This window comes from Bradyrhizobium sp. SZCCHNR1002 (genome assembly GCF_032381435.1).
Lineage (GTDB): Bacteria > Pseudomonadota > Alphaproteobacteria > Rhizobiales > Xanthobacteraceae > Bradyrhizobium > Bradyrhizobium aeschynomenes.
The window spans coordinates 936406-948102 of record NZ_JAUHIS010000001.1; the positions used below are offsets into that span (position 1 = coordinate 936406).

Sequence of the window (11697 nt, forward strand, 5' to 3'; positions counted from 1 at the left end):
TTGGACCATGAACGTCGAGACCCGCGCGGACACGGCCTCCCAGTCATCCCGCATGGAGATCGTTCCGACGGGCAGGCAGCTCGGTGCCGAGGTCCGGCACGTCGACCTCAAACATCTGGACGACGCGGGGTTCAGCGCCCTGCTCCGCGCCTTCCACCAACATTCCGTGCTGCTGGTGCGCGGCCAAGATCTGTCCGACCAGGATCTGATCGCCTTCAGCCGCCGCTTCGGCGATCTCGACTGGGCGCCTGTCCAGGAGAATGGACGCCGCTTCGTCGACGGACTGCCCGAGATCTACATCGTCTCGAATGTGAAGGTGAATGGCGAGGCCATCGGCAGCCTGGGCGCGGGCGAAGCGGTGTGGCACACTGACATGTCGTATCTCGACACGCCACCGATCGCGAGTGCGCTCTATGCGCTGGAGATTCCGCCCGTGGGCGGCAACACCTCGTTCTGCAGCATGTACGCCGTCTATGACGCGCTTCCATCCGAGCTGAAGCGCCGTATCGCGGATCTCGAGATCAAGCATGACGGCACCTACAATAGCGGCGGCTTCGTCCGTCAGGGTGTCACGCCGACGGATGATCCGCGGACCTCGCCCGGCGCCATTCATCCGCTGGTCTGCACGCATCCCGAGTCCGGTCGACAGATGCTGTATCTCGGACGCCGTCGCAACGCGTATCTGATCGGCCTCGAGCTTGCCGAGTCGGAGACGCTGCTCGACGAATTGTGGACCTACGTCGCGCGCCCGGACTTCGCTTGGGAACATGTGTGGAAGGTCGGCGATCTCGTCATCTGGGACAATCGCTCGACGATGCATCGGCGCGATCCGTTCGATGATCATGCGCGGCGAATCATGCATCGGACCCAAATCAAGGGAACGCAGCGGCCGCGCTGATTCGCTCGCGCGGCCGACGCGCCCGCTGAAGCGTCATGATGCCTGCGAATGAGTTGCAGGTTGCTTGATATTTCCTCGCGCGCCGCCTTGAAGCGTCCAATTTCTGACTCAGAGCGGCAGAGTGTGCCGACAATCGGCAGATCGTGCCGCGATCCTTCCGCGAATTGCCTCCGAGCCGAAACACCCCCGACAAATTACGATGGTTGATTCCCAGGCGCTGGTGAAACTTGGGAGATGACGCACGTGAGTCTCAGAAGCAACGTTGCTCGAAGCGCTGAAAGCAGCCTCGTCCAGGTCCTCCCGACGGGAAAGGCGCTCGGCGCCGAAGTCTGCAACGTCGATCTCAGATCTTTCGACGACTGGGCGTTCGCTTCGTTCATGCGCGCGCTGCTCAAGCACCAGGTGCTGCTGGTGCGCGGCCAGCGCCTCGGCGAGCGCGACATCTCCGCCTTCAGCCGGCGCTTCGGCCACGCCGATCTGATCTACACATCCCCCGGCACCACGTTCGGCGACCGGCTGTCGTTCTGCAGCCTCTACGCCGCCTATGACGCGCTCTCGCCCGCGTTGCGCAGCCGGGTCGCTCATCTGAAGATTCGCCATCTCACCACCGACACCTCCGACGATGGGCGCCGCACCACCACCGCAGGTCCGGTGCATCCGCTGGTCGGCATTCATGCCGATACGGGCCGCTCGATGCTGGCGCTCGGACAGCGCCGGCATTCCTCCGTCGTCGGGCTCGCCGGGTGCGAGTCCGATGCCCTGCTCGATGATCTCTGGCAGCTTGCCGAGCGGCCCGAGTTCAGCTGGGCCCACACCTGTCGGCCTGGTGATCTCGTCGTCTGGGATACCCGCTGCACGATCCACCGCCACGAGGCGCCCGACATGCCGCGCCTGCTGCATAGCCCGCCTCTCTGGAATGCGATGCCGACGGCGTGAGCCCGCGAAAGGCGTCAACGTCCGCGGTAGCTTGCGGTCCTCGCTGCGCGCCACAGCGTCCACAGCGTCGCGAGGCGTGAGCGGGGCTGCGGCTGGAACGGATCGTCGTTGCGGCGCTCAGCCCGCGTCAGGTCGCGACGAACCAACGCCAGCGGCAACAGAACCGGCCGCACGGCGGGCGGAGCCTCCCGCGCCAGCTCCATCGTATGATCCAGATGCTGCCGGGCCTGCCCGCGCAGATCGGCCAGCAGGGCCCGGATCGCTCGCGTCGGCTTGCCGGCGAAGATCTCTTCCTGGCCGACACCATGCTGGGAAAGGAGATCAAGCGGCACATAGAGCTGCCGGTGAGCGACATCCCGAGGCAACGATGCAATCACCTGCATGATTCCGAGTGCGATTCCCGCGTGATGCGCCAGATGATCCGCGCCGGCGAAGGGAGGCGCGGTGATTTGCGCGGCGAGCGCGAACAGCGCCCCGCGCGTATCACCGAGATGGCCGTCGAGCGCGGCCATGGTCGGCATGGGATCGTTGTAGAGATCGAACTGATGCTCGTCGACCAGACGCGTCAGCCGCTCGATCGGAAGAGCGTACCGCTGTACGGTGTACAGAAGTTCGGCGGCAACGGGATTGCCTTCGACGCCGCCATGCTCGAGGCCCGTCAAGGTGTCGCGCCACCATTGCTGGCGAACCTCGCCCGGCAGCGGCTGCGAGACCAGATCGCGAATCCGGGTGACCTCGACGTTGAACGCATAGAGCGACAGCAATGCCCGTCGGATCTCCGGCCCGACGAACAAGGTCGAGGCGTAACGGTCGAAATCATGCTCCCGCACGAGGCCGGCACAGAACGCGGCATCGCTGTCAGCGCTGGTCTGGCTCATGGGACGGCAATGAGCGCCGCCGCAACCCGGCGCCGCTCGCCGATCATGACGTTGTAGGTGCGGATGGCCGGTCCGGTCTGCATCGCATCGAGCACGACGTTCACGTTGCGCAGCGCCGAGCGCAACGGCGCCGGCGGGATCCAGACCTCGGTCCCGGTCCCGACGATCAGCGTGTCGATCTTGTTCGCTGCATCGAACACGCGCTGCAGCGCATAGCGGTCGATCTGACTCGGCTGGGTGACGTCCCAGGCCCAGATCGAATCCGGCAGGCACAGCAGCGAGCCGCGATGCGACATGTCGGCAAAGGCGAAGCCGCCTTTGCCATAGCCGTCGATCGGCGCGGACCGCGGGAAATGTGGCGTGTCAGCTGACATGCGAGACCAACCTCTCAACCCCGATCCGGGTCCAATGGCTGATCAGGGCTTCTTCTTCGGCTCGTCGACCTGGTCACCCCGGATCGTCCCAACGCCGAGATAGATCAGGATCGGTGCAGCGATGAAGATCGAGGTGTAGGTGCCGACCAGCACGACGCCGAACATCATCACAGCGGTGAAGCTGTGGATCGCCGGGCCGCCGAACAGCAGCAGCGCGAGCAGCGCCAGGGTGACGGTGACGTGGGTGATGATCGAGCGCGACAGCGTCGAATTGATCGACTCGTTGAGCAGCTGCGGCATCGGCATCTTCTTGTAGCGCCTGAGCATCTCGCGGATACGGTCGTAGATGACGACGGTGTCGTTGAGCGAATAGCCGAGGATGGTCAGCAGCGCCGCGATGCTGGTGAGGTCGAAATCGACCTGGCTGATCGACATGAAGCCGATCGTCAGCACGATGTCGTGGACGTTGGCGATCATGGCGCCGAGCGCGAACTGCCACTCGAAGCGGAACCAGAGATAGATCAGGATCGAGACGATCGCGAGCATCAGGCCGAGCATGCCAACGGCCAGGAACTCACCGGAGACGCGCGGACCGACGACCTCGACCCGGCGATACTCGACGGAATCGCCGATCGCCGCCTTCACCTTGTTGGCGGCTTCCTGCTGCGCGGCGTCGCCGCCGGGCTGCTCGGCCACGCGGATCAGCACGCCCTCCGGCCCGCCGAACTGCTGCAGCTGCACCTCGCCGAGCTCGAGCTTGGCCAGCGTCGCGCGCATGCCCGCGATGTCGGCGGGACCCGACTTGGACCGCACCTCCAGCAAGCTGCCGCCGCGAAAGTCGATGCCGAGGTTAAGACCGTGGGTGAAGAACAGCACGATCGCGAGGATCGAGAGCGCCGCGGAGATCGGAAAGCTGATGCGCCGGAACTGCGTGAAATCGAAATGCGTGTCGTCGGGAACGATGCGCAGCGACGGCAGCAGGCCGAGCGCGCTGACCACCGTCAGCACCGCGATCAGGATGCCAAGCCCGATGAGAACCCAGTGTGTCACTTTAGCTCCTAGATTGGCACGCTTTGCGGCCGCTTCCACCGCACCCACGCCGCGACGATCAGACGTGTCAGCGTGAAGGCGGTGAAGACCGTGGTGAGGATGCCGATGCCGAGAGTCACGGCAAAGCCGCGCACGGGACCGGTGCCGATGTAGAACAGCACGGCGGCAGCGATGAAGGTGGTGATGTTGGAGTCGAGAATCGTCGCCAGCGCCCGCTTGAAGCCGGCGTCGATCGCCGAGATCGCGTTGCGGCCGCCGCGCAGCTCCTCGCGGATGCGCTCATAGATCAGCACGTTCGAGTCGACGGCGATGCCGACGGTGAGCACGATGCCGGCGATGCCGGGCAGCGTCAGCGTGGCATTGAGCAGCGACAGCACGCCGAAGATCATCGCGACGTTGACCACCACGGCAATGTTGGCGAACACGCCGAACAGCCGGTAGGTCACCAGCATGAACACGATGACCAGGATCGAGCCGACATAAGACGCGAGCTCTCCCTTGGCGATCGAGTCGGCGCCGAGGCCGGGACCGACGGTGCGCTCCTCGATGACCGTCAGCGGCGCCGGCAGCGCGCCGGCGCGCAGCAGGATCGCCAGCTCGTTGGCCGACTGCACGGTGAAATTGCCGGAGATCTGGCCCGAACCGCCGGTGATCGGCTCGCGAATGACCGGCGCCGAGATCACCTTGTTGTCGAGCACGATCGCGAATGGCTGGCCGACATTCTCGGTCGTCGCCTGCGCGAATTTGCGGGCGCCGGCCGAGTTGAAGCGGAACGAGACGATCGGCTCGTTGGTGCGCTGGTCGAAACCGGTCTGCGCGTCGGACAGATCGCCGCCGGAAACCAGCACCTGCTTCTTCACGACATAAGGCTGGTTCGGCGGCGAGGCACTCTGCAGCACTTCGGAATCCGACGGCACCCGCCCTTGCAGCGCCTGCTCGGGCGACACCGTGGTGTCGACCATGCGGAATTCCATCTTCGCAGTCCGGCCGAGCAGGTTCTTCAGCTGGGTCGGATCCTGCAGACCGGGCACCTGCACCAGGATGCGGTCGGTGCCTTGTCGCTGGATCACCGGCTCGACGGTGCCGAGCTCGTTGATGCGGCGCTCGACGATCTGGATCGACTGCTCGATCGTCTGGCGGACGCGCTCGGTGATGGCAGCCTGCGGGATCACCAGCCTGATCACGCTGCCGCCGGCGTCGCTGACTTCGAGGCTGCGCTGGCCGCTCGATCCCAGCAGGCCGCCAAGTGGCTGGGAGAGATCGCGCAGCTTGGACAGCGCGGTCGGGACGTCGGCATCCTTGGTGATGCGGACCTCGACGCCGTCACCCTTGCTTGCCAATCCGGTGTAGCCGATCTTGGCATCGCGGAGCGTCCGGCGCACGTCATCGCGCACGGAATCGAGCCGCTCCTTCTTGACGTAGTTGGAGTCGACTTCGAGCAGCAGATAGGAGCCGCCCTGCAGATCGAGACCGAGGACGATGTGACGCTGCGCCCAGGCCGGCCAGGTCTTGACCGTCGCTTCGGGGAAAAAGTTGGGCACCGCGCACAGGCACACCACGAGCGCCGTGAGGATGATGCCCAGCGCCTTCCACCGCGTGAAATACAACATGAGAGGTGTCCGTAAGGGCCGAAAGGCGGCCCGGGAAATCAGAACATCAGAGGAGGACCGGCGTGACGCCGGCCAAGCCGAAATCAGCTCGCGGCCTTCTCGTCCTTCTTGTCGTCCTTCGCATCCGCCTTGGCGGGCTCGCCCTTGGTGCGGACGCCCGTGATCATCTGGCGCATCTGGCGCACGCGGATGCCGTCCGCAATCTCGAACTCGACCTGGTCGTCGTCGACGACCTTGGTGACCTTGCCGACCAGACCGCCCTGGGTCACGATCGTGTCGCCGCGGCGGACGTTCTTGACGAGATCGGCGTGCTCTTTGACCTTCTTCTGCTGCGGCCGCAGGATCAGGAAGTACATGATCACGAAGATCAGCGCGAACGGCAGCAGCGACATCAGCATGCTGTTGGTATCGCCAGCGCCGGCGGCCTGGGCATAGGCAGGGGTAATCAGCATGTGGTCGATCCTCGAGGGCCAGTGCCCGGTGAGACGGAAATAGCCGGCGAACCACGCTGCTCTCGGCGCGGGCCGGCCTCTTGCGAATTTCGCGCGGAATATAACGGCCGCGGTCCCAATAGCAAGGCGCCCGGTCCCTTGATTTCCTCCGCTTGCGGCCGCCCCCGAGGCCCGATATGGCTGCCTCATCAGGAACTTGCAGCATGTCGAAAAAACCAGCCAAAGCCCCGCCCCGCAGCCCCGCCAAAACGATCGCCAGACCCGTCGCCAAGCCTCCCCGGTCCGCGGTGAAAGAGCCGTCGAAGGTCGCGGCAAAACGTCCCGCCGGCGCGGCTGCCGACGACACGCCGGAGCGGATCGCCCGCGCGCTGGAAGCGATCGCGGCGCATCTGGCCGCAACTCATGCGGGTGCCGCACCTGCGCTCGACCTGAATGCCGCCGACGCCTTCGTCTGGCATCCGGACGGCCGGCTCTCGACCGTGCCGCGCGTCAGCCGCGTCGAGATCGATCTGCTCAAGGGTATCGACCGGATGCGCGACATCCTGATCGAGAACACCGAGCGCTTCGCCAACGGCCTGCCCGCCAACAACGCCCTGTTGTGGGGCGCGCGCGGCATGGGCAAGTCGTCGCTGGTGAAGGCCGCCCATGCCAGCATCAACGTCGCGCGCAAGCCGGCCGACCGCCTGAAGCTGATCGAGATCCACCGCGAGGACATCGAGAGCCTGCCGGCGCTGATGGACATCCTGCGGGCGGCTCCGTTCCACTTCATCGTGTTCTGCGACGACCTGTCGTTCGACGGCAATGATGCATCCTACAAGTCGCTGAAGGCAGTGCTCGAAGGCGGCATCGAGGGCCGGCCCGAGAACGTCATTCTCTACGCAACCTCGAATCGCCGCCACCTGCTTGCCCGCGACATGATCGAGAACGAGCGCTCGACCGCGATCAATCCGGGCGAAGCGGTCGAGGAGAAGGTCTCGCTATCGGACCGCTTCGGCCTGTGGCTTGGTTTCCACCGCTGCAGCCAGGACGAGTACCTCGCGATGGTCCGGGGCTATTGCAGCCATTTCGACATCGCGGTCGCCGAGGATCAGTTGGAGCGCGAGGCGCTGGAATGGGCCACCACGCGCGGCTCACGCTCGGGCCGCGTCGCCTGGCAGTTCACACAGGACCTCGCGGGCCGGCTCGGCGTGCGGCTGAGCGCGAGGTAACGGCGAACTTCGCCAGCCCTCGCGGGCGACGACGTCTGGATGCGTGGCACTCAGCCAGCCTCAGCCACCGTGATTGCGGCGATCTCCCCGCCCCCAAACTAGCCCGAACTAGAAGGGCTCGCCGAAAGGCGAGCCCTAGCACCGGACGGCGGCAGGCGCTCTCGCCTATGCCCCATTGAGGAATTGCAGCGGGTCAACCGGGGACGAACCCTTGCGGATCTCGAAGTGGAGCTGCGGCGATCCGACTTCTCCCGATTGACCCGACTTGGCAATGACCTGGCCGCGCTTGATCGGATCACCGCGCTTCACCATCAGCTCACTCGCATGGGCATATGCGGTGACATAGCCGTTGGAATGCCGCACCAGAACCAGGTTGCCGTAACCTTTCAATTCATTGCCGGCATAGGCCACGACGCCATCCTCGGCGGCCTTCACCGGGGTGCCCTCGGGCACGGCGATGTTGATGCCGTCATTGGATTTGCCATTGGTCTTGGCGCCATAGCTCGTGATCACCTTGCCGCGCGCCGGCCAGCGGAACGTCGGCAGCGAGCTCGTCGTCTCGGCCGGGCGCGCCGGCTCCTCCTCTTTCTCGGGCGCCGGATTGGCCTGGGCCAGCCGGGCGCTCTGCACTGGACCCGCTGCCGTCGCCACACGCGTGGTCGGGACCGGGGCGGGCACGGTCGCAACCGCCTGGGGAACGGTTGCGACCGGAGCCACGGGCGCAGCAACCGCTGCGACCTTGCCAGGGACGGTCAACCTGGCACCGAGCTTCAGGGGCGAAGCCTGATCGAGATTGTTGGCGCGCGCGAGCTCCGCGGCCGAGAGGTGATTCTGGCGCGCGATGCTGGCCAGCGTGTCGCCGCGATTGACGAAGTGGACGGTAGACGGCGTGGCGGGCGCCGCGACCGCCATCTGCCGCGGCGCCATCGGAGCCGCAGCAACCGGCGTTGCGACCGGCTGCACCGCGGGCGCAGCCGCGACCGTGCCGGGATGCGGAATGATCAGCTGCTGTCCCGGCGACAACGCACGCGGCCCCTTGTAGCCGTTGGCAGCCAGGATCTCAGCCGGCGTGACGCGATAGCGCCGGGCAAGGATATCGAGCGTATCGCTGGTACCGACGATGATCTTCGTGCCGGCCGGGGGACGTGCCGCAGCGACCGAGCGCGGCGGCACCGTGCCGGTGGTCTCGAGCTGCGGGCGGGCCGGCGGGGCGTAGGCATGGGCCGGCGGCGCATAGGCCTGAGGCGCCGGGACCGACGCAGGCGGCGCGTAGGACGCGACGCCGCGACCGCCGGACGCGACGCCTCCCGGGCTGCCGCCGGACGGATAGGATTGCGGCGCCCCGACGGCCGGTGGCGGCAGCGCCGAAGACGAATAGGTCGGCACCGGCGCGGGCGCCGGGGTGTATTGCTGGTGCTGCCGGGCCGGCTGCGCCTGAACCGAGCCGGTGGAGTCGGAAGCAAAGGGGTTGGAAAAAGGGTTTTGCGTCTGCGACAGCCGCGTCGACATATCGGCGCTGCAGCCGGCAACGCCGAACGACATCAGCGCCAACGCCGCAACCTGCGGCAGGCGGCGCGAGCGAGGCAACTCGACGATAGCGGGCATGGTTACTCACTCGTACGCAACAAACAACGAATTCGAGTAAACACAGCCGCGGTAAATAAGCGCTTAAGCCGCGAATAAAGCGTTGTGCAGATTGCTGATCCGCTCCTTTAGAGTTCGCGCGCAATCCCCGGAATTGCCGGCACAAATCGGACGTCGACGAGCTCTTTGCGATCGAAACGATCGCCGTCTCGCGTGACCCTGACGAGGGTCTGGACGCCATGCTGGGGCCCGACAGGCGCGATCAGGATACCGTCCGGCTCCAGCCGGTCGAGCAGAGCCTGGGGAATCTCGTCCATCGCCGCAGTGACGATGATGCGGTCGAACTGGCCAGCCCCCGACGGCAGGGCGTAGCCATCGCCCAGCATCACCTCGACATTGAAGCAGTTCAGCTTCTCCAGCCGCTCCCGCGCCTTGTCCGCCAGGGTTCGGAATCGTTCGACAGTCAGGACGCTCGCGGTCAGCCGGGAGAGGATCGCGGCCTGGTATCCGGATCCGGTGCCGATTTCGAGCACGCGGTGAGACTTTTGCAGCTTCAACTGCTCGGTCATATAGGCAACGACGAAGGGCTGGCTGATCGTCTGCCCGCAGGCGATCGCCATCGCGCTGTCGCGATAGGCGTCGGGACGGTCGGCCGGTAGGACGAACTCCTCCCGCGGCACCTCTTCCATCGCACGCAAGACAGCCTGGTCGCTGATCCCGCGACGGCGCAGGGTCAGCTGAAACATCATCTTTTCGGGCGGAGGGGTCGGGGGCATCGCGCCGTTTCGGGTTGTTCGCCTGGCTCCAATTTAGAGCATCCTCCGCCTGTTGCGCAGTGAATTCGACCGCCCTGCCATCACGCCCGCAAAGCTCATTCTTGCGCAGACCCATCGGTGGGCTCCCGGCGGGAACCATCGGCGGTCGAGTTCGTTCACCTTCGGGGCGATCTTGCCCTCTCGGCAAGGTCACGGTTTGACGACGTGGTTGACGTTGCGCCACGAGCCGTTATTTGCGAGCGTCACATCGGGTATGGGCAAGGACTGACATCATGACTGCACCGCGGCCGCCACGCGGCTCTGTGTTTCTGGTTGAAGACGAGGTCATGATCAGAATGATGGTCGCCGACATGCTGGAAGAGCTCGGCTACACCGTGGCGGCAGAGGCCGGCGAGATCGGCGAGGCGATGCGGCTCGCGGAGAGCACTTATTTCGACGTTGCCATCCTCGACGTCAACGTCAACGGCAAGGTCATCTCGCCGGTGGCCGATCTCATCAAGGCCCGCAATCGCCCCTTCATCTTCGCAACCGGCTATGGCTCGTCCGGCCTTCCGGAAGAGTATCGCGACCGACCGGCGCTGCAGAAGCCGTTTCAGCTCGAGACGCTCAGCAAGGCGATCGAGCAGGCCCTGCGCGGAGCGGAGTCGCAGGGTTAGCGAACGGCTCAGCCGAGAATGTCGCTGAGCTTGCCGGAGAACGCCTCATCGGTGCGATCCAGCCGCAACGGCGTCACCGACACGTAACGCGCCGCCAGCGCGGCAAGATCCGTCCCCTCGTCGGGCACGTCGAGCGCCGCAGCGCGGTCGAAGCCGATCCAGAAATAGGGATTGCCGCGGCCATCGCGGCGCTCGTCGACCTTCAGGAAGCCGAGATTGCGCTTGCCCTGGCGGGTCACCACGATGCCGCGGACATCGTCGGGCGCGCAGGACGGAAAGTTGACGTTGATCACGGTGTTCTTCGGCACGCCGGCCTCGAGCACCTTGCGCACGATCTGAGGGCCGAATTCGAGCGCGGTGTCCCAGGACGGCTTGTCGCGGGTGGCGATGCTGAACTCCTGCGACAGCGCAAACGACGGCAGTCCCAGGATGGTGCCTTCGAGCGCGCCGGCGATGGTGCCGGAATAGACGACATCCTCGGCGACGTTGCGGCCCTTGTTTACCCCGGACAGCACGAGGTCGGGAAGCTTCTCCCCGAGAATGTGCCGCGCGCCCATGATGACGCAGTCGGTCGGCGTACCGCGCACCGCGAAGTGCCGCGGGCCGACCTCGCGCAGCCGCAGGGGATCGTTGAGCGAAAGCGAATGCGAAACGCCGCTCTGGTCGAGTTCGGGCGCGACGATCCACACGTCGTCGGACAAAGCGCGTGCGATCTCCTCGACCACCTTCAGACCCGGCGCATGGATCCCGTCGTCATTGGTGCAGAGAATCCGCATGTCGCCCTTCCCCCGTTCAAGCCGATTGCGAGGGTGTCTTATCTGCTGCGCAGCATCGAGGCAAACCCGCCGCGGTGCCCGCGCTCAGTAGCTCAGCGCCGGATCCGCCACTGCGGCAGGAACCGGGCGAGCTTCCCTCGCGCGTCCAGCCGGAGCGGGACGATGGGTACGGCGGAGGCATCGACCGCCTTCGCGGAGGTCGGCGCCGGCGCAGCGACCGCCGGTGGCGGCTCGGCGGGAAAACGGCTGCGCGCGACACCCAGCGCCTTCTCGAAATCGGCGGCGTTGAACCAAGTCTGGTCGCGCAGGGACTCGATCAGGCCCTCGTTCCACACCGTCGCGCGGTCGATGTCGAACGCGCCCTTGAGGCGCTGATCGACCGCCTGTATGCCGGAGCCAGTGACGGCCCATTGCCGTCCGATCCAGAAAATGTCCCGATGCAGGGCCATGGCGCCCGTTCTGAAAAGCAGTCGCTGAACGACATCGAGCATACGATTTG

The 11697-nt window shown here is 65.8% G+C and carries 13 protein-coding genes; 4 read left to right on the forward strand and 9 right to left on the reverse strand.

What is annotated here, in order from left to right; all coding sequences use genetic code 11:
* Window positions 1-7: 7 nt before the first annotated feature.
* Together QX108_RS04135 and QX108_RS04140 are read left to right on the forward strand one after the other, a co-directional pair.
* Window positions 8-898 carry a TauD/TfdA family dioxygenase gene (locus tag QX108_RS04135; protein ID WP_315778628.1) on the forward strand — a complete coding sequence of 297 codons (891 nt, stop codon included), beginning with the start codon at window positions 8-10 and terminating at the stop codon, window positions 896-898.
* 243 nt (window positions 899-1141) lie between these two features.
* Entirely contained in the window at window positions 1142-1834 is a 693-nt protein-coding gene (locus tag QX108_RS04140) for a TauD/TfdA family dioxygenase (RefSeq protein ID WP_315720263.1), read from the forward strand.
* 14 nt (window positions 1835-1848) lie between these two features.
* On the opposite strand, the gene QX108_RS04145 is transcribed toward QX108_RS04140, so the two are convergent.
* The 5 genes from QX108_RS04145 to yajC form a co-directional block, all read right to left on the reverse strand.
* Window positions 1849-2712, reverse strand: a complete 864-nt coding sequence (locus QX108_RS04145) for a phytoene/squalene synthase family protein (protein WP_315778626.1) — start codon at window positions 2710-2712, stop codon at window positions 1849-1851.
* Complete coding sequence (locus QX108_RS04150) at window positions 2709-3086, reverse strand: Mth938-like domain-containing protein (RefSeq protein WP_315778624.1); 378 nt, start codon at window positions 3084-3086, stop codon at window positions 2709-2711. Before QX108_RS04150 ends, QX108_RS04145 begins: the two co-directional genes overlap by 4 nt.
* A gap of 42 nt (window positions 3087-3128) precedes the next feature.
* Entirely contained in the window at window positions 3129-4136 is a 1008-nt protein-coding gene (secF, locus tag QX108_RS04155; protein WP_172133172.1) for a protein translocase subunit SecF, read from the reverse strand.
* 8 nt (window positions 4137-4144) lie between these two features.
* Complete coding sequence (gene secD, locus QX108_RS04160) at window positions 4145-5746, reverse strand: protein translocase subunit SecD (RefSeq protein WP_315720266.1); 1602 nt, start codon at window positions 5744-5746, stop codon at window positions 4145-4147.
* An 83-nt stretch (window positions 5747-5829) separates the two neighbouring features.
* The gene (gene yajC, locus QX108_RS04165; protein ID WP_172108587.1) at window positions 5830-6198 is read right to left on the reverse strand and encodes a preprotein translocase subunit YajC; all 369 of its coding nucleotides are present in this window, start codon (window positions 6196-6198) and stop codon (window positions 5830-5832) included.
* A 203-nt stretch (window positions 6199-6401) separates the two neighbouring features.
* Here yajC and QX108_RS04170 point away from each other — a divergent pair, with 203 nt between their 5' ends.
* Window positions 6402-7406 carry an ATP-binding protein gene (locus tag QX108_RS04170; protein WP_315778621.1) on the forward strand — a complete coding sequence of 335 codons (1005 nt, stop codon included), beginning with the start codon at window positions 6402-6404 and terminating at the stop codon, window positions 7404-7406.
* A gap of 165 nt (window positions 7407-7571) precedes the next feature.
* On the opposite strand, the gene QX108_RS04175 is transcribed toward QX108_RS04170, so the two are convergent.
* Window positions 7572-9011 (reverse strand): peptidoglycan DD-metalloendopeptidase family protein, encoded by a 1440-nt coding sequence (locus QX108_RS04175; RefSeq protein ID WP_315720268.1) that lies wholly within the window; start codon window positions 9009-9011, stop codon window positions 7572-7574.
* Between the two features lie 107 nt (window positions 9012-9118).
* Window positions 9119-9766, reverse strand: a complete 648-nt coding sequence (locus QX108_RS04180) for a protein-L-isoaspartate(D-aspartate) O-methyltransferase (RefSeq protein ID WP_315720269.1) — start codon at window positions 9764-9766, stop codon at window positions 9119-9121.
* A gap of 272 nt (window positions 9767-10038) precedes the next feature.
* Here QX108_RS04180 and QX108_RS04185 point away from each other — a divergent pair, with 272 nt between their 5' ends.
* Complete coding sequence (locus QX108_RS04185) at window positions 10039-10422, forward strand: response regulator (RefSeq protein WP_315778618.1); 384 nt, start codon at window positions 10039-10041, stop codon at window positions 10420-10422.
* Window positions 10423-10430: 8 nt separating this feature from the next.
* Here the strand turns inward: QX108_RS04185 and surE are convergent, their stop codons facing one another.
* Window positions 10431-11198 carry a 5'/3'-nucleotidase SurE gene (surE, locus tag QX108_RS04190; protein ID WP_315778616.1) on the reverse strand — a complete coding sequence of 256 codons (768 nt, stop codon included), beginning with the start codon at window positions 11196-11198 and terminating at the stop codon, window positions 10431-10433.
* A 92-nt stretch (window positions 11199-11290) separates the two neighbouring features.
* The gene (locus QX108_RS04195) at window positions 11291-11647 is read right to left on the reverse strand and encodes a hypothetical protein (protein ID WP_315726185.1); all 357 of its coding nucleotides are present in this window, start codon (window positions 11645-11647) and stop codon (window positions 11291-11293) included.
* Between the last annotated feature and the right edge of the window lie 50 nt (window positions 11648-11697).

What these genes read in the sequence shown, in the direction of transcription:
- secD (WP_315720266.1), bottom strand. Translation starts at nt 5,746, where the DNA reads ATGTTGTATTTCACGCGGTGGAAGGCGCTGGGCATCATCCTCACGGCG.
- QX108_RS04145 (WP_315778626.1), bottom strand. Translation starts at nt 2,712, where the DNA reads ATGAGCCAGACCAGCGCTGACAGCGATGCCGCGTTCTGTGCCGGCCTC.
- QX108_RS04175 (WP_315720268.1), bottom strand. Translation starts at nt 9,011, where the DNA reads ATGCCCGCTATCGTCGAGTTGCCTCGCTCGCGCCGCCTGCCGCAGGTT.
- yajC (WP_172108587.1), bottom strand. Translation starts at nt 6,198, where the DNA reads ATGCTGATTACCCCTGCCTATGCCCAGGCCGCCGGCGCTGGCGATACC.
- QX108_RS04195 (WP_315726185.1), bottom strand. Translation starts at nt 11,647, where the DNA reads ATGGCCCTGCATCGGGACATTTTCTGGATCGGACGGCAATGGGCCGTC.
- QX108_RS04185 (WP_315778618.1), top strand. Translation starts at nt 10,039, where the DNA reads ATGACTGCACCGCGGCCGCCACGCGGCTCTGTGTTTCTGGTTGAAGAC.
- QX108_RS04170 (WP_315778621.1), top strand. Translation starts at nt 6,402, where the DNA reads ATGTCGAAAAAACCAGCCAAAGCCCCGCCCCGCAGCCCCGCCAAAACG.
- QX108_RS04135 (WP_315778628.1), top strand. Translation starts at nt 8, where the DNA reads ATGAACGTCGAGACCCGCGCGGACACGGCCTCCCAGTCATCCCGCATG.
- QX108_RS04150 (WP_315778624.1), bottom strand. Translation starts at nt 3,086, where the DNA reads ATGTCAGCTGACACGCCACATTTCCCGCGGTCCGCGCCGATCGACGGC.
- surE (WP_315778616.1), bottom strand. Translation starts at nt 11,198, where the DNA reads ATGCGGATTCTCTGCACCAATGACGACGGGATCCATGCGCCGGGTCTG.
- QX108_RS04180 (WP_315720269.1), bottom strand. Translation starts at nt 9,766, where the DNA reads ATGCCCCCGACCCCTCCGCCCGAAAAGATGATGTTTCAGCTGACCCTG.